A 17,875-nucleotide genomic window follows, 5' to 3' on the forward strand; every position below is an offset into this window, starting at 1 on the left:
CTACTCGCCTAAACTACAAGCTAAACTCTATACACAAGCTCTTATTGACCTCGATCATTTAGTCCAAGAAGCTCGTAGAAACAGCTATCCTAGTGGTGATATTCAGTTCTATAGTCGACAGTTTAAACGTAAACTATTTACCCACTATTACTCAAGAGTGAAGCAATTAGCTTAACTCTTTTTATTTTGCTCAAAATTAGAAAGGAAAATTCTATGATTCCAGAAACACTTGTTATGAAACCTGACTTTATTGGCCCTGCTTACTATGAAAAACTAGGGAATGCCCCTCGTTTTATCTTTGGAAAAGAGGGTAAATACCAACGCCATATTCTTAATAGTGAAAAACATGGGGCTTTCCACATCATTACCCCTGCTTCTACCACCGTCTTCCCAGAAGATGCTCTAGTGGAAGTGGTCAACCCTATCTTTCTCTCAGACACGGCTCTAAACGGTAACTCAGTTGCCCCAGCCCTAAATGTCTTTGCGGAAAAATTAATCATCAAAAAATAGGAGATAAAAGGAGAAAACACCTATGGCTAAAATTGGATTAAACTATGGAGAAAAACTACAAATTGCGGATAAGACCTATCGTGTCATTACGGATGGTCTAAACGTACCTGAAGTCCTTGGAAAACTATCTTTCCGTGGGATTGAAGGCCCTGATATCATCTTTGAAGAAGATCGCACCCAACGAAATCCTGACGGCTCTTTCGTCCAAGTCAACACAGGAGAAATCCGTGGGATCGTTGTCGCAATTCATTCTTCTGTCCAACATGAAACCCTCTTTTTCACCATTGCTGATATGGCACAGTCTGAAATTGAAGACTTAGGGATTAAATATCGAGAAGAGGTTGAACTTGAAGATATCGTCATTACTCACACTCACGTTAATCGTAATGATATTTACAAGCTCTTTGCTTCTAAAATCAAGAAAAAGAATGGAGGGACGCCTATCAAGGAAAACAAACCTCTAGACAACAAAAAGGATAATTAGGAGGTGATGCAGGATGAAGCTCTTTACCTATCGTGGGATAAGAGTTAGGGCCTTTTATCGTTATATTCGGGGAATCACCTGGTTTATCTGGTGGTTCCCTTCTTTGTTAGCGATTGGAAATTATTGCTATCTTAACCTAGAAGAATTGAAGGACCATCCCTTGCCACAAGTTTACTCTATCGGGGGTGTCCTTGTTGCTTCTTGCCTGGTGGCTTACCTACTGAATCGGATGTGTTACGAGAAAATCGTCTTCTTCCAAAAGATTAATAGCCTACGGATTTTATCTCGCTTCCTGATAGAAAATAACCTCTATTTGATTAAAAATATCAGACGTGAAAACAAAACGATTGAAAAGATTGTCCTTCCTCAGGTCTACTTGAAACAGTCTCGCTACAAGATTGAAGTTCGTTTTATCCTAGAAGGCAATAAATTTCAGGACCGTTTTCTCAATCTTGGCTCGACTCTTGAAGTCATGTTTAACGGGGACTTTCGTAATAAAACCTTTGATAAACGGTTTATCACCTATGACATTGCCATCAACCGCATTGATAGCCGTATCACCATTAATGAGGTCGAGGTCAAGGGCTCTAAACTCCAACTTATGAAAGACGTCACTTGGGATTATATTGAAGAGCCTCACTTGCTCATTGGTGGGGGAACCGGTGGTGGTAAAACCGTTGTCCTTATGACTATTATCTATGCACTGGCTAAGATTGGCTTTGTGGATATCTGTGATCCAAAGAACTCTGATTTGGCTGGTCTCAAAAAGATACCTGTCTTTCATGGTCGTGTCTATACAAATAAAGAAGATATCATCCAGTGTTTTAAAGAGAACGTCGCCTTCATGGAAAAACGCTACGAGCTTATGTCAACGTCACCTAAATTTCAAGCTGGAAAGAACTTTACATACTACGGTATGACACCCAAATTCATCCTCGTCGACGAGTGGGCAGCCCTTATGGCCAAGATTGACCGTGACTATAGTCTCCAATCTGAACTCATGGAATACCTCTCTCAGCTCGTCCTAGAAGGGCGTCAAGCTGGTGTCTTTATCATCTTTGCCATGCAACGACCTGATGGAGAATTCATCAAAACAGCTCTTCGAGATAACTTTATGAAACGTCTCTCAGTTGGCCACTTGGAATCAACAGGTTACGACATGATGTTTGGAGATGCTAATAAAACCAAAGAGTTCAAAAAGCTTGATGAAATCAATGGCGTCAAAGTTAAAGGACGAGGCTATATCGCAAATAATGGGGACTTGGCTGGGGAATTCTTCTCACCTTACGTGCCACTTGACCAAGGCTTCTCTTTCTATGATTCCTACGCAAAGATCCCTATTATGGAATATGATGGCGAAGAATTTGAGGTCTTTGGAGAAGTCCAACCTCAACCAGAAACGATTGAATCAATAGAGGAGGAAGAACCTCTAAATACTAAAACCAATCGGCGTCCTCTCAAGGAATTTGCGGAGGAAGAGGACCTCAAAATGGCAACGCTTCGAAAGATTATCTATCTCTTGCAAGAACAAGGCATTGTTTTCGAACGGACGGACTCTGCCATTCTAGTTGATTCTTTTCAAGAAGAACTCCTTCTTGAAATTCTCATCCTCTTTGAGGAGGGAGGACGCAAATCTTATCCAAAAGCTGTTGAAGCGACGCTTAGTCATCATGGGCTAGGACAAGGGCAAGGGCAAGTCTGACCACAGGTCAGGCGCAGACCGTAGCCCGAAGTTCCTAGGCCATGATGAGACTTCAACCCCCGATTTCTAATAGGGGGGTTACATTTGGCCAAAGTGCCACGTCAACCCCTCCTCATTCCTTGTGGGAGTTGGGTTTTCAGGATTTAGAAAGTGTGTCACTTTGGCCCAAAAAGTGTGTCACTTAGTCAAAAGGAGGTGTTCCCATGAATGACTAAAATGAGTCCCTTTCAGATCAAGAACTTCAGAAAACAAATAGGCCTTAGCCAAAAAGCCTTTGCACAAGCTGTTGATCTTCCAACTAGAACCTACCGCTCTTATGAAACAGGCGAAAGAGGACTGACGATTGATAAGTTTAGGGAACTAAAAGAAAGTCTCGGTTACTATCAAGATTGCGATAAAAATAGTCTTCGGGCTCAAATCGACTATCTACGATTGACCTTTCCTAAATTAAAGGATTTAGATGCTTTCTGTGAAAACTTTCTTCATTGTCACCTAAGCGAATTTACAGACCAAGAAACACGGCTCATGAATTATACCCACTTGTGGCAACGAGGAAACATTTGGATTTTCGATTTCTTTGATAAGTCTACGACCAATAACTACCAAACGTGTCTTCAACTCTCTGGTCAAGGCTGTCGGGAGATGGAACTCCTCTTAGAACACAAGGGGGGTTCTTGGCAAACCTTTCTTCAAACTATTCTCTATGCCTACCAAGATGTCAGGGTAAAACGCCTTGATATCGCCCTAGACGAGCTCTATAAAGGCTATGGGCACGAGGAGGAACATATCCAGATCCCCAAGCTCATTGATAAGCTCTATGCCAAAGAGATTGTACTAGATACTATCAAAAAATGGAATATCACTGGTGGAGGTTCCTTCACCAATAACGAGGACATGGAAGCCAATCACGGTCTTTCCCTTTACTTTGGGAGCCGACAAAGTCAGCTCTACTTCAACTTTTATGAAAAACGATACGAAATCGCCCGTATGGAAAATATCTCCTTGGAAGAATCCTTGGAGATTTTTGGTATCTGGAACCGTTACGAGCTACGCTTTTCAGACCAGAAAGCCCAAGGGGTTGTGGAGGAATACATCAACGGTGTGGACCTCGGAGAAATCGCAAGAGGCATCGTGAATAAAGAAATCCAAGTCTATGATGGTCTCACTCGGTTTGGAGCCTATAAGCCCGATGAAAAATGGCAAAGGCTCTTTGGAGGGGTTGAACCCCTAAAACTCTCAACCAGTCCACAACCTTACAGTATCGAACGGACCATTCGCTGGTTAACCTATCAAGTCGCAAATTCTCTTGCACTCGTTTCTGAGGCAGACAAAATCATGCAAACAGAATACATGAAGATGATTCAAAATAGCGGTGAAATTACTGATCGTGGGGAGGCTATCTTAAGACTCCTCAAAACCAACAAAAACTATGAACACTAGAAAGGAAATCTCTTATGGAATACAAAGTTCAAATCAATTCACTAAACAACTTTAAAGCCTGGTCTGGTGGCCTAAGTACCTTAAACACTGTTCGTGAACGAGGTGGTATAGATACCCTAACTACCATTTGTGAAGACCTCTTCTCTGGCAATACCCCCACCGACACTCAAATCAATGATTGGCTTTGGTTTGATACAGACTTTATTTACCAGGCACTAGGCTACGAGGACCTTCTAGAGGGCTAATTCATGCTCAAGAAAATCTATCAAGCAGACTTCCTTCTTCTTCCTGATCAAGAGTTTTGGAACATATATATCCTCCTTAGAAAAGGTAAGGATTTCTACTATGAATGTGCTGGAAGGTGTACCGAAAAGCAACCAGATGACAGGGGCTTCTACGACTATGAACATGCCTGTTTCACCCTAGACGGTCAAGTTCTGAGTCTCAATAAACGAATGCGCCCCTCTCTTATTGCCTATATTCAACAGACCATCAAAAACAATCACGAAACCTTTAGAAAGGAAATTGATATGGCTACTAAAACGATGTTTGAAACCAAAGTTGGACAAGTTACCAACGAACTCGGAGAATTACTCAAAAAGAAAGACCACAAACAGGCTTGGACTAAGGCGGGAGAACTAAACGCTCTTCTCAAAAAAGAAGAAGCCAAAGACCTAAAACCTGAGTTAGTCGAACAACTCCATAATGAGTTACGAGGCTACTATTACATCAATAGTGAGATTGAAAAAGCCAATAAGCGCCTCTACGCTAAAGGGTCTAAACTCATCGAACTCGCTAGTCTCTAGAAGGAGGTCCTATGATAAAAGCCAAACGTTACTTACTAAAAGCAAGGGAATACCTCTCAAACTTTAAAAAGGTGGAGAAGAAAGGAGGTCCACCAAAGCTAAAAGTCACTACGAAAAAGACCGTCAATCTAGCTGTTATCGGAGGAATTGCTTTCCTCCTTTTTGTTGGTCTTACGGGTGCTATCCGTGCCATCACACTCTCAAATAAAGTGGGAACACTACAAGCTCAAGTGGAAGCAGCTCAAAAACAAAAAGCACAGCCTGTTAACGCTAATCGTAAGTACGACTACAAGCTCCAGTATTATCTCAATGACTATGTTTATGCCTACTTTACCCTCCCACAAGAAGGGGATAAACAACAAGCACAAGTTGAACACCTCAACAGCTTCTATAACTTCGTTCCAGACGTCAAAGCACAAGGTCAAGTGCGTAACCCAAGTACCTTGCTCTACTCACAATTAGTCACGGTAGAGGGTAAGGTAGCCACCTACAAGGTTAAATACAAGGAAATAACCCAACATGACAAAGACACCGAGGAAAAAGAACTGGTAACAGGATTTAATATTCCCTTTGATGAAAAAGAGGGGAAATACTACGTTTCTGGACTCCCTTGGTTCTCTGCCATTGACTCTTCACAAGCTGGACACTTTAGCGAAGACGATCAACTCCAACTAACAGCTAACGACCACGCCTCAGACAGCCAGCACAAGAAGGTTGAAAAGTTCCTCAAGGTCTTCTTCACCAACTATACCACTAACCAAGACAACCTCAACCTTATTGCCAAGAACGTTGCAATTGTAGCCAATACCACCTTTAAAACGATTGACTATACCTATCTTAAGAAAGATGGGGATGATCTCATTGCTTATGTCCAAGCAACCTTTGAGGTGGGGGGAACGACACACTCTGAAAACTTCACCTTCACGCTCTCAGAAAAAGACAAGAGCTACTATGTTACAAAACTAGAACACACCATTCCTCTCAACTACGCAAACGATAAAGATTAGGAGAACTCTATGAATACAGACAATCTACGCACCTTCCTCCAAGGCGATGGGATTTGGATTCTCACCGCTATCGCTGTTTTGTTGGCTATTAAAGCTTGGCGAAACAGTTCTTGGCTTCAACTCTTCTCAGTCGTAGGCTTCTATGCTGTCATTGTCTCAATCGCAAAAGGACAAGACATCCTAAAAGTGGTCGGCTGGTTCCTACGACTCTTTGGTATCGATTCAGGACTTTAAGTATGACTGACGAAAGACTCTATGACTACAGTAAGGGCTTAAACGCCCCCTATTGGATCCAGGAAATCAAGACAAAAAAGGGAACTCGCCTTTGGTACTTTGCGACACCAATGCAATTATCATTTTTCATTGTCTTTACCTTCGTTTTTGTAGCTATGTTGCTCTTTGGAGGATTCATCCTGGTTCCCCTCGCAAAACTCACACACTCTATTTCACTACTGCTCTACTGGTACCTCCCCTATAAACTTGCTAAATTCTACACCGAATACGAGCCACACGGTAAGAAGATGCACGTTTTTATTGGGGACTACCTGATTTACTTCTGGGATTTCAAGCTCAATAAAAAAGCAATCTACCATGAAGACCGAATAGAGCTATTAGAAGAAATTGTCTTTGAAAAAACAAAACTATAGAAAAGGAGGTCTTATGAGTATTACCTTAACCTATCCCATTAAGGAAACCTATGAAAATCTAGCCCTCAAAAAAGATCGAACGGTGGTAGCCTATTACCGTATTCCCAATACTCCCATTACCATTACAGATGAAGAGAAAAAGGACAAACACAAGATTACAGTTGCTCAAATGATAAAAAAGCTCCAGAAAAATAAGTCCTTTGAGATTTCACTCATTCCTAAAGATTATCTCTTAGAAGAGAAAATGAGGGACTTTTCAGAAGCATTGGCAGATGATAGCCGTGATCTGGGAGAAGAACTCCTTCTTTACACGGTTGACCGTCTCACGGATGAAATGGAAATTCCTTATCAGTTTGACTGGGTCGTGGGAGTGACCTTACGCAAACAAAATCACGGGGCAACGGTGAAAGACTTGGCCTATGAGAGTTTTAATGAGTTCTCGGAGAAAATCGCAAAAGGTCTTGGCTACGAATACGCATTGAGTCCCACATGGTATGACGATTACAGAAGTGACGAATTCACTATTTTCCAAGCCTTCTCTGTACTACGTGCCAAACGTCTGACCAATGAAGAACTCTTTTACTACCAGCGGATGCAATACCTCCGCTATATTCCCCACTACAAAAAGGAGGTCCTTGCTAATCGCTCCCAATTTAATATCACAGACACCCTGATTAAAGTCCTAAAAGGAGGCTTCCTCAAGCTCGAAAGTCCTTATGGTTCCTCTTTTGTGACTATTCTTCCTGTTGGAAAGTTTCCCGTGCAATTCAACGGCTTTCACCTAAGCGAATTTGTCCAACGCTTGAACTTTCCCGTAGAACTACGCATCAAGGCAGAATTCATTGATACCAACAAAATTAAGGGGAGAATGGGACGTTCCAATACCCGTTATCGAAACATCATGGAGGAAGCTGAAAATACGGACACCGTCCAACAAGATGAAATCATCATGGGATCTATCTCCCTAAAAGACTTGATGAAGAAAGTTGGAAACAAGGAAGAGATCATTGAATATGGAGCCTATCTAATCGTCTCTGCTTCTAGCGTCAATCAGCTTCGTCAAAGACGACAAGTAGTTCTCAACTATTTTGATGATATGGGTGTTGAAATCAGTGAAGCTTCACAAGATGGTCCTTACCTCTTTCAAGCCCTACTCTACGGGGAAAACCTCCAAAAGAGAACACGTACTTGGACACATATGGTCACAGCCCGTGGGTTTTCAGAACTCATGCCCTTTACCAATACGTCCTCAGGAAACCGTATCGGTTGGTATATAGGACGAGTAGATAACTGGACGGGACGTTGGGACTCTATCGCTAAAGCCATTGATTCCTCTAAAAATATCGTCCTCTACAATGCCACAGTCGGAAACAAAGAAGATATCGCTGGAAAGATTACCAAGAACCCACATATCATTATTACGGGTGCGACAGGACAAGGAAAATCTTTCCTCGCTCAGATTATCTTTTTGAGTGTGGCTTTACAAAATGTCAAAACCCTCTATATTGACCCCAAACGAGAACTTAGAAATCACTATCAAGAGGTAATCAATTCCCCTGAATTTGCACGACGCTACCCTGAACGCAAAAAACAGATTGACAACTTTAACTTTGTGACACTAGACAGCTCACTGCCATCAAACCACGGAGTTCTAGACCCCATTGTTGTCCTTGATAAGGAACAAGCTGTAGAAGTCGCAAAGAACATGCTTGAGTTTCTACTACAAGCCGTAGATGATGTCACAATGGACCAGAAAACAGCCATCACAGAAGCCATCAATGCTATCGTAGAACGTCGAGTAGCTGGTGAAAACGTCGGCTTTAAACATGTCCTAGAAGCCTTAAGACAGGCTTCCTCATCTGAAATTGCCTCAGTGGGTCGCTACCTGACGTCCATTGTGACAAACTCCATCTTGGAACTCGCTTTCTCAGATGGTAGCACACCAGGTCTTAACTATGAGTCCCGAGTCACTATCCTAGAAGTCAATAACCTCAAGCTCCCAAAGGATGATTCCACAAAGATTTCAGACCACGAACGGAACTCTATTGCCCTCATGTTTGCGCTTGGGGCCTTTTGTACCCACTTTGGAGAACGCAATGAAAATGAAGATACCATTGAGTTCTTTGACGAAGCTTGGATTCTCATGAAGTCCGCAGAGGGAAAAGCCGTTATCAAAAATATGAGACGTATTGGACGCTCCAAAAACAATACCTTAGCACTGATTACACAATCTGTCCACGATGCAGAAAATGAAGATGACACGACTGGATTTGGGACTATCTTTGCCTTCTATGAAAAAGCTGAACGTGAAGATATTCTCAGACACGTCAATCTCGAAGTCACTGAAAGTAACCTTGAATGGATTGATAATATGATTTCTGGTCAGTGCCTTTACTACGATGTCTACGGTAATCTTAATATGATTTCCGTCCATAATCTCTTTGAGGATATTGACATGCTTCTAAAACCAATGAAAGCAACAGTCTCTTCAAGTCTCGAAAATAAATACGCTAGTTAGGAGGTGAACTGATGCAAGAAGCTTTTGCCAAGCTCAAGGGAGTGGATATCTTCTCCCTAAAGTCCTACATGGAACCAACCAACTTTGGCTCCTTTAATGGAGCCTGGGTCCTAATTAATGAACTCTTCGTAAACCTCTTCTTTTTCATTCTTAATGCCGTCGTTGGCTTCTTTTCCCTCCTCATTCGCATCTTAGAAAAGATTGATCTCTACGCCACCTATAAAACCTATGTCTTTCATGGAGCAAGCAGTATTTGGCACGGATTTACGGGCTCTAATTCTGGCAACATTACCAACAAATCACTTGTAGGCACCTTGCTTTTGGTTTTAGCTTTCTACCTGTTCTACCAGTATTTCTTTTCAAAAGGCTCTTTTTCAAGAACGCTCCTCCATGTCTGTCTAGTACTCCTATTAGCTCTGGGGTACTTTGGGACAGTCGCTGGAACCTCTGGTGGGCTTTATCTCCTCGATACCGTTAATAACGTCTCTAAAGACGTTACCAAAAAGATTGCAGGTATTAAGGTTGACTATGCCAAAGACAAGTCTATTAAAATTGGAAACTCGATGTCAGATAGCTATATTGCAGAAACGTCCTATAAAGCCTATGTCTTTGTCAATACTGGCCAAGAAAATGGAAAATACAAGAACAGCCAAGACGGGAAAGAAGAAGTCTTTGACGACAGTAAAGTCCTTGGAACTAGTGATAAGAATGGGAACTTCAAGGCAGTCAAAGCCAAAGACCGTTCCAAGTATTTAGACGATTTAGGAGATGGTGCCAACGATGATGGTGAAAAGAACCGTTGGGTCTCAGCCATGCCAGACTTCATCTTCACTCGGATGTTCTATGTGATTTTTAAAATTGTAGAAGCCTTTGTATTAGCCGTCCCCATTATCCTTATCCAGCTCTTAAATGTAGTAGCTCAAATCCTTGTCCTCACCATGATTCTACTTTTCCCAGTAGTCCTTCTCATGTCTTTTGTTCCAAGGATGCAAGAGTTGGTCTTTGGAGTGCTTAAAGTTATGTTCGGGGGCTTGATTTTTCCAGCAATTACAACTCTCTTAACACTCCTTATTTTCTATATTGAAAAAATGATAGAAAACATGGTCACAAATGGGTTTGATGGTGTTCTAAAAACCTTACCATCCCTTCTCTTATTTGGTCTTGTCTTCAAACTCTTAGTATCAGTGGTTTCTAAAGGTGTCATCTATTTCCTCATTTGGAGATTTAAAGGCCAACTCCTCCAATTCGTTCTTGGTTCCAAAGCTCGAATGGTTGCGACAGATATTGGGACTAAAGTTGAACATGGCGTCACAAAAACTAAAGAGGTTGCTTCACAAGTCCCAACACGAAGTCTTGCGACGGCTCAACACCTGGGAAACTTTGCATTGGCCGGAGCTGGTTTTGGGACTGGGGTGATGATGAATGCCAAGAGTCATTTCCAAAATGCAGGCTCCTTCTTTACCCGAAAAGACCCAAGCCAACCAGAGACAGTCATGCCAGCTGGGCCAACAGAAGCTCCAATAACGCCAGAAAGTCCTGAACCAATCATTCCTCCAACACAGGCACCACCTGATAATTTCAAGCCAATTGAAGAAGAGAGCCCAACACCTCCAAGTGAGGCACCAATCATGTCAGAAGGAATACCTCGTTCAGAAGATGAATTCCAAACGCTCAGAGAAGAGTGGATGTCGCCATTCAAACAACACCGTATCAATACCCTAGAACGGAGATTGGATGCTTACAAGGACCCTCAAGCCATGTATAAAGCCCAAGGATCTAATGCCTTCACCCGTGCATATCGAAAGACCATGACACGAGACGATAAGATAAGAGCCAATATTGAGAGACGAGATCGTTTAACACAACGCCTAAATCAATTGAGAGGAGAATAGAATGAATACTAAAATACGCTCAAAAACAGCCTTTCCAAGAATACTTGAAGAGACACTTTTTACGGCCTACCAAGAAGGGAAACGCTCCGTCGATTTCCTTCTTTTATTTCCAGTCTCAGAAAAAGACAAAGATCAGATCATTGCACAAACGAAAGCCCATTCTGTTGTCTTAGATGCCAAATGGCGCTTTGGGACTGTTCTATTTACAGCCTATATCAGACATTAAGGTGAAAGGAGAGCCAATGAAAAAACTAAAATGGTATCTATTATCTAGTCTTATACCTCTCTTTTTTCCTGTTTTTATCATTATCATCATTATGGGAGCCGTCGGAGGAGGTAGCACTGGAGGCTCTTCTCAATCACTAAACGGTGCAACCTACACGGACCACTGGTCAAATGGAGACCCCTATACCCATAATTTACTCGTCCATCGCTATGGTATTAAAGCAGAGCAATTGGACGGTTTTTTAGATACTTTAGGAATCTCCTATGACAAGAAACGCATCAATGGGAAAAAGCTCCTAGACTGGGAAGCTAAGTCTAATCTGGATGTTCGTGCCATTGTAGCGATTGCCTTAAATGAAAGCTCACTAGGAACAGCTGGAGTCGCTACAAATCCAGGCTCTAACATGTTTGGTTTTGGAGCATTTGACTCTAATCCAGAAAATGCCAATAATTTTAACGATGAAGTGGCAGTTGTGGAACTCACCAAACAGACCATCATTGGCAATAAAAATGAAACCTTCAAAGTTCAAGATGACAAAGCTCAAAAATTTGCGACTGGTTCCCTCAATACGTCAACAGACGGTGGGGTCTACTTCACCGATACTTCTGGCTCAGGAAAAAGACGAGCTGAAACTATGCAAAAACTCGATACTTATATCGATGATCATGGAGGCACACCAAAGGCCCCTGAACAAACGACAGGAAAAACCAGAGACGGAGGTGGTGTCACAACAGGGGACGTACCACAAGGCTACAGCCTCACCAAAGAAATCAATACCTCAAGCTATACAGGTCTGTCTTATCCCTGGGGACAATGTACCTGGTTTGTCTATAACCGAGGAAAAGAAGTCGGTGTTAGCTTTGGAGAGTATATGGGAAATGGTGGCCAATGGATGAATGCCTCAGGTTACCAAACAACTCATACCCCTACCGAACACTCCGCACTGTCTTTCAGCCCAGGACAAGCTAGTGCAGATCCAACCTATGGCCACGTCGCCTTTGTGGAACAAGTCAAATCGGATGGTTCCATTCTTATCTCTGAATCAAACGTCAAAGGCCTAGGAGTTGTTAGCTACCGCACTTTTGATGCAGAAACAGCAAAACAATTTACTTATGTTATTGGACACTAACACACTATTGAATTTTTTATGCTATAATTCTTCTATGATGTACATTTGAGGTATTATTATGGTTGAATTAAACGCAAAAGTAAAGATAGATGATGATATGTATCAAAAGTATCTAAATGGAGAAGTAGATGTACGAGGTGTAGTATTAGGAAATGAAAGAATTCAACCCTATCAAGAAATTGAATTCATTGACGAAGACAATTCTGAGAATTTAGATTCCGATCCACTTCCAGTTTCCGATAGCCATAAAAACGAAAACACTGATAATAGCAATGCTACCTTAGCTGTAGTTGCAGCTTTTGTACTTGGGGTAGGGGCAAAAGTTTTATACGATAAAGCAAAGCCTAAAATCGCACATATAATTGAAGAAAGACAGAAACCTAGTGAAAATGCTATAGAAATTCAGCAAAATTTCAACACAGCATTAAAATTTTACGCATCAGAACCAAACAATCCACAGGCTATCTCCGAGCTACAGTATTGGATAACTAAACTCAAGTCAGATAATAAAAAAGATGCCAAGTTCCTAAAAAAGAATTTGACAGAAAAAATCAATACGTTATTATTATTTTTCGAAGAGATAGATAATAAAAGTATGAAGAAATTGCACTTTGAAGATAAATTGGATAAACTAGACTACCACTTTAAGCAGCTTCAGAAAAAAAATGAATTAATTAAAAGATAAAATAAGATCCGAAAAATCGGGTCTTTTTTGCGTTAAAGGAGAATATTTGGAGCAGATCCAACATATGTTCACATCGCCTTTGTGGAACAAGTCAAATCATATGGCTTCATTCTTATCTCTGAATCAAACGTCAAAGGACTAGGAGTCGTTAGCTACCGCACTTTTGATGCAGAAACAGCAAAACAATTTACTTATGTTATTGGAAAATAGAAAGGAGTTATTTATGCTAAAGCTTAAATACGTACCAGTTGAAAACTGCAAAGCCGAATGGGGTGATAAGTTAGCATTAATGAAAAGATTTGAAGGATTAAAATTGAAGACCTTAAACAATCTGCTAACTGAGATGAGAATGAATCCCCAATTCAAAGACTATGTGATTAATTCCGGTCACAGAACTGTTTGGATCAATTTCGAGGGTTTCTTAAATTTCTTACGCTATAGGCAAAATAAACGATTTAAGGAGGTGGGATAATGGAGCAAGTTAAAATAGCTAATATTACTCAAAAAACAACAAGACCTGCTGATAAAACTGGATATATTGAAGTAAAATTTAGAACCTACTTCAATAACCCGTTAACGAATAAACGCAGAGAAATTCTATCTGATTGGTATACTATCGCCAATAAAAAGGATATCACAGGAAAAATAAAACTGTCTCCGCAAATTAAAGCTATTATTCATAAAGAACTTCAAGAGAAGGCCAATAAAGTTTATGAAGAGCTGACTAGAACAATTCTTCTAGAAAAATCAGATATCACGCTTGATGAGGTCTGGAATGAATGGCATAATGAACGAGTTGAAAGACAACTAGTTGCTCCTAAAACATTAGCAGGTGAAGATGGTAGATACCGTAACCATATTACTAAGCAAATCCCTAAGGATTCGATTTTAAAAAATATTCCATCTAGTTTAATTAAAAATATACTTGATAATCTTTATCCTATAGGAAACCATAAAAGACTCGCACAAGGTGTAAAATCCGATTTAACATCAATCTATAAGTTTGCCATTCTTCATGATTACATTTCTCCTGACCAAAATCCAATGCCCTATATAAGTATTGGTAGGAAAGGGCTTTCTGACGAATTAGATCGTTTAAAGAAATCGGATATAGAAGATCAATATCTTGAATCGTGGGAACTCAAAGAAGTATTATCCATTGTTCGTAAGTACAATGAACAGTATGCACGTATTTTTGAATTTCAAGCATTAACCGGAATGCGTATTGGTGAAGTGCTCGGTTTAAAGGAGGAAGCTATTGATTTTAATAAAAATATAGCCTCAGTTATTAGAACTCGTGCTACTCATGGAGGAGCCTCAGAAGATAGCTATGAAGGTAATGTAAAAAACTTACAAAGTTACCGAAATGTCCAATTATCTAAAAGGGCTATCGAAATTCTTAAAGAGGAAATTGAGTTAAATCACCAACATATAAGATTCAATCCTGATTATAAAGATAATGGATGGATTTTCACCTCTAAGAGCATCCATAAACCTGATTACAATGGTACTCCTCTTCATTACAGTGTCTTAAACAACTTCCTCAACTCTTCAGAAAATGGTAAACTAAACCGCAAGGGAAACCCGAGACGGGCAGGAATCGATATTGACAATAAGCTTAGTTTCAAGAAACATATTACAACTCATATCTTCCGACACACGCATATCAGCTTCTTGGCTGAACAAGGAGTACCTTTAGAGGCTATTCAAGATCGTGTTGGACATTCTAGAGGTAGTCGAGTAACAGAAATTTATTTGCATATCACTAAAAAAACAAAGGATCAAATTATACCTATACTTGATACTCTTACACAATAAGTGTGGCAAATCTGTGGCAAAACATAAGAAAAAGGCTTGTCCATATTGGACAAACCCTTTCATTTCAAGCTTATATAGTCTAATTAAGCTTTGTTTGCTGAACCGAATACGTCGATACGTTCTTCAACAGCTGCAGTAATTGCTTCGAAACCTGGTTTCAAGAATTTACGTGGGTCGAAGAGTTTCTTCTTGTCGTATTCTGCTTCGTTTGCATCGTATTCACGTACGAATTGACGAGTAGCATTTGCAAATGCGATTTGGCATTCAGTGTTAACGTTAACTTTTGCAACACCAAGTTTGATAGCTGCTTGGATTTGATCATCAGGGATACCTGATCCACCGTGCAATACGATTGGGAATCCTGGAACAGCTTCAGTCAATTTTTGCAAGTGGTCAAGGTGAAGACCTTTCCAGTTTGCTGGGTAAGGACCGTGGATGTTACCGATACCTGCAGCCAAGAAGTCGATTCCTGTAGCAACCATTGCTTTAGCGTCTTCGATTGGTGCCAATTCACCGTCACCGATGATACCGTCTTCTTCACCACCGATAGTACCAACTTCAGCTTCTACTGAGATACCTTTAGCATGAGCTTTTTCAACGACATCTTTCGCCAATTTAAGATTTTCTTCAACTGGAAGGTGTGAACCGTCAAACATGATTGAAGTGTAACCAGCTTCGATACATTCAAGAGCATCGTCGTAGTGACCATGGTCAAGGTGAATAGCAACTGGTACAGTGATACCCATTGATTCTACAAGGTTTTCAATAAGGGCTTTACATACTTTGTAACCACCCATGTATTTAGCAGCACCCATAGAAGTTTGGATAAGTACTGGAGCTTTCTTAGCTTCTGCTGCACGCAAGATAGCTTGAGTCCACTCAAGGTTGTTTGTGTTAAATCCACCAACTGCATAACCATTGTCACGAGCTGCTTGGACAAATTTTTCTGCTGAAACGATTGCCATTAGTCATAGGCCTCCTATATATTTTTGTGGGGCTAATCCCACTTACATTGTTTATTTTATCACTTTTTAGATGAAATTGCTAGTTTTTCCTGTATCTTTAAGCACTTTCTTAAGATAAATGAGGAGGATTCCCTCTTTTCGGAGATTTCAATACCTCTGTAATATCAAAATAAGGATATGCAAACACTCTTATAGCTCATTTCACTTTCCTTCTATTCTACTAAAATAATTTTAGAAATAAAAAAAGATAGCCGAAGCTATCTTGATCCGATGCGGAGAGAGGGACTTGAACCCTCACGACCTAAAGCGGTCACAGGATCCTTAGTCCTGCGCGTCTGCCAATTCCGCCATCCCCGCGATTGAGTACTCTACTAGTATATCAATCAACGACTTTTTTGTCAAGAATTTTTTCAAACTTTTTTCAAAGTTTGTCATTTTCTCACAAAAGGGAGTGGGAAAGAACTCCAACTAATTAAAAACTTGAAAAGATTCCCTAAACCTTTTCAATCTTCCCAACTCCGCATAGCTTCAACCGTCTGGGAGACTGTTGAAGCTTGCGGATAAAGGAAACTTTGTTTTCCTCATTTGGAAGCTTGCTTCGCAAGTCCTATCTGACACCTCAAAGCAGTGCTTTGAGCAATCAACCACTGCGTCAAGTAGTTACTACCATTATAGTCCAAAGGCTGAGTACTTATTACCCATCCTTGATTCTTATTTGCTATCGTGGTTTTCAACTGCCGCTGTAATAAAGGCTGTGTAAAGTCCTTCTGGGCGGTTTGGACGGCTTGACAATTCTGGGTGGTACTGGCAAGCGACAAAGAATTTGTTTTCTGGGATTTCAACGATTTCGACCAAACGATTGTCTGGTGAAACACCTGAGAAGACAAATCCTGCTTCTTCGAACTGTTCACGGAAAGCATTGTTAAACTCATAACGGTGACGGTGGCGACGTTGCACCACTTCTTGATTGTCATAGGCAGCGGCTGCTTTTGAGCCTCGTTTGAGTTTAGATGGGTAAAGACCGAGACGGAGCGTTCCTCCCATGTCTTCCACATCGATTTGGTCTCGCATGATATCGATAATTGGATACTTGGTTTCTGGATCCAATTCGGATGAATTAGCCCCTTCCAAACCTAAAACGTGACGGGCAAATTCGATACAGGTTAACTGCATACCCAAGCAGACACCCAACATTGGGACATCTTGTTCACGCGCATACCTGATGGCTTGAATTTTTCCTTCTGTTCCCCGTTGACCAAAACCACCTGGGACAATGATCCCATCCGCGTCTCCAAGGAGTTCTGCTACATTTTCAGCTGTCACATCATTGGCATTGACCCAATTAATCTTGACCTCTGCATCGTTGGCATACCCTGAGTGCTTCAAGGCCTCAACGACAGAAATGTAGGCATCTTGCAATTCTACGTATTTTCCAACCAAGGAAATCTTGACCTGCTTCTTGAGGTTCATAACCTTGTCAACCATCGCAGACCATTCTGTCATATCTGCTGCAGGAACATCCAATTTCAAATGGTCACAAACGATTTGGTCCATATTTTGTGCTTGCAAGTTCAATGGGATTTGGTACAAATGTTCCACATCAAGTGATTCGATGACAGCTTCTGGTGCGACATCACAGAATTGAGCCAACTTGTTCTTAATTCCTTGACCAGCTGGTTTTTCTGTACGGATGACCAACATATTTGGTTGAATCCCAAGACCACGCAATTCTTTCACAGAGTGTTGGGTCGGCTTGGTTTTCATTTCTCCCGCAGCCTTCAAGTAAGGAAGAAGGGTAGTATGGATGTACATAACGTTTTCAGCACCAACATCTGCCTTCATTTGACGAAGAGCTTCAAGGAAAGGAAGGGACTCAATGTCTCCAACTGTTCCCCCGACTTCTGTGATGATGACATCCGAATCCGTCGTCGTCGCTGCTCGTTTGATCTTTTCTTTCAAGGCATCTGTAATATGAGGAATCACCTGTACAGTCGCGCCCAAGTATTCTCCACGACGTTCCTTGCGAAGGACTTCGCTATAAATTTT

General features: G+C 41.1%; 18 protein-coding genes, 1 tRNA gene and 1 pseudogene. 17 read left to right on the forward strand and 3 right to left on the reverse strand.

Features of this window, described 5'->3' with window-relative positions; all coding sequences use genetic code 11:
• Positions 1-213 precede the first annotated feature (213 nt).
• From SPADD19_RS07085 to SPADD19_RS12800, 17 genes and pseudogenes are all read left to right on the forward strand, one after another.
• A complete protein-coding gene (locus SPADD19_RS07085) occupies positions 214-510 on the forward strand; it encodes a hypothetical protein (RefSeq protein ID WP_061455630.1) in 297 nt (98 codons plus the stop codon).
• Positions 511-532: 22 nt separating this feature from the next.
• Positions 533-994 carry a hypothetical protein gene (locus SPADD19_RS07090; protein WP_061455631.1) on the forward strand — a complete coding sequence of 154 codons (462 nt, stop codon included), beginning with the start codon at positions 533-535 and terminating at the stop codon, positions 992-994.
• 13 nt (positions 995-1,007) lie between these two features.
• Positions 1,008-2,696 (forward strand): FtsK/SpoIIIE domain-containing protein, encoded by a 1,689-nt coding sequence (locus tag SPADD19_RS07095; protein ID WP_061455632.1) that lies wholly within the window; start codon positions 1,008-1,010, stop codon positions 2,694-2,696.
• A gap of 207 nt (positions 2,697-2,903) precedes the next feature.
• Complete coding sequence (locus SPADD19_RS07100; RefSeq protein ID WP_061455633.1) at positions 2,904-4,136, forward strand: replication initiation factor domain-containing protein; 1,233 nt, start codon at positions 2,904-2,906, stop codon at positions 4,134-4,136.
• A 14-nt stretch (positions 4,137-4,150) separates the two neighbouring features.
• Positions 4,151-4,381 (forward strand): hypothetical protein, encoded by a 231-nt coding sequence (locus SPADD19_RS07105; protein WP_061455634.1) that lies wholly within the window; start codon positions 4,151-4,153, stop codon positions 4,379-4,381.
• Positions 4,382-4,384: 3 nt separating this feature from the next.
• Positions 4,385-4,942: a hypothetical protein gene (locus tag SPADD19_RS07110; protein ID WP_061455635.1), complete on the forward strand. Its 558-nt coding sequence runs from the start codon at positions 4,385-4,387 to the stop codon at positions 4,940-4,942.
• 11 nt (positions 4,943-4,953) lie between these two features.
• Positions 4,954-5,949 carry a conjugal transfer protein gene (locus SPADD19_RS07115; RefSeq protein ID WP_061455636.1) on the forward strand — a complete coding sequence of 332 codons (996 nt, stop codon included), beginning with the start codon at positions 4,954-4,956 and terminating at the stop codon, positions 5,947-5,949.
• Positions 5,950-5,958: 9 nt separating this feature from the next.
• Complete coding sequence (locus SPADD19_RS07120) at positions 5,959-6,183, forward strand: hypothetical protein (RefSeq protein ID WP_021144863.1); 225 nt, start codon at positions 5,959-5,961, stop codon at positions 6,181-6,183.
• A 2-nt stretch (positions 6,184-6,185) separates the two neighbouring features.
• The gene (locus tag SPADD19_RS07125) at positions 6,186-6,596 is read left to right on the forward strand and encodes a conjugal transfer protein (RefSeq protein WP_061455637.1); all 411 of its coding nucleotides are present in this window, start codon (positions 6,186-6,188) and stop codon (positions 6,594-6,596) included.
• 13 nt (positions 6,597-6,609) lie between these two features.
• Positions 6,610-9,114, forward strand: coding sequence for an ATP-binding protein (locus tag SPADD19_RS07130; RefSeq protein ID WP_061455638.1), 2,505 nt, complete (start codon positions 6,610-6,612; stop codon positions 9,112-9,114).
• Positions 9,115-9,125: 11 nt separating this feature from the next.
• Positions 9,126-11,006, forward strand: coding sequence for a hypothetical protein (locus tag SPADD19_RS07135; protein ID WP_061455639.1), 1,881 nt, complete (start codon positions 9,126-9,128; stop codon positions 11,004-11,006).
• Position 11,007: 1 nt separating this feature from the next.
• Entirely contained in the window at positions 11,008-11,232 is a 225-nt protein-coding gene (locus SPADD19_RS07140) for a hypothetical protein (protein ID WP_061455640.1), read from the forward strand.
• A 16-nt stretch (positions 11,233-11,248) separates the two neighbouring features.
• Positions 11,249-12,361 carry a CHAP domain-containing protein gene (locus tag SPADD19_RS07145; RefSeq protein ID WP_061455641.1) on the forward strand — a complete coding sequence of 371 codons (1,113 nt, stop codon included), beginning with the start codon at positions 11,249-11,251 and terminating at the stop codon, positions 12,359-12,361.
• A 58-nt stretch (positions 12,362-12,419) separates the two neighbouring features.
• Complete coding sequence (locus SPADD19_RS07150) at positions 12,420-13,046, forward strand: hypothetical protein (RefSeq protein WP_061455642.1); 627 nt, start codon at positions 12,420-12,422, stop codon at positions 13,044-13,046.
• A 48-nt stretch (positions 13,047-13,094) separates the two neighbouring features.
• Positions 13,095-13,256 (forward strand): annotated as a pseudogene (locus SPADD19_RS07155) (CHAP domain-containing protein); the annotation flags it as partial.
• Positions 13,257-13,269: 13 nt separating this feature from the next.
• On the forward strand, positions 13,270-13,518 hold the full coding sequence (locus SPADD19_RS07160) for a hypothetical protein (protein WP_037611155.1): 249 nt from the start codon (positions 13,270-13,272) through the stop codon (positions 13,516-13,518).
• Positions 13,518-14,864, forward strand: coding sequence for a tyrosine-type recombinase/integrase (locus SPADD19_RS12800; RefSeq protein WP_061455643.1), 1,347 nt, complete (start codon positions 13,518-13,520; stop codon positions 14,862-14,864). The genes SPADD19_RS07160 and SPADD19_RS12800 overlap by 1 nt, the downstream gene beginning before the upstream one ends.
• An 83-nt stretch (positions 14,865-14,947) precedes the next feature.
• Here SPADD19_RS12800 and SPADD19_RS07170 read toward each other — a convergent pair whose 3' ends face one another.
• The 3 genes from SPADD19_RS07170 to SPADD19_RS07180 all read right to left on the reverse strand — a co-directional run.
• Positions 14,948-15,829 carry a class II fructose-bisphosphate aldolase gene (locus SPADD19_RS07170; RefSeq protein WP_061455644.1) on the reverse strand — a complete coding sequence of 294 codons (882 nt, stop codon included), beginning with the start codon at positions 15,827-15,829 and terminating at the stop codon, positions 14,948-14,950.
• Between the two features lie 271 nt (positions 15,830-16,100).
• A tRNA-Leu gene (locus tag SPADD19_RS07175) sits at positions 16,101-16,186 on the reverse strand.
• A 354-nt stretch (positions 16,187-16,540) separates the two neighbouring features.
• The coding region (locus SPADD19_RS07180; protein WP_241496530.1) for a CTP synthase at positions 16,541-17,875 on the reverse strand (1,335 nt) is incomplete at its 5' end.

The sequence above is a fragment of the Streptococcus parasanguinis genome (assembly GCF_001578955.1).
Lineage (GTDB): Bacteria > Bacillota > Bacilli > Lactobacillales > Streptococcaceae > Streptococcus > Streptococcus parasanguinis_U.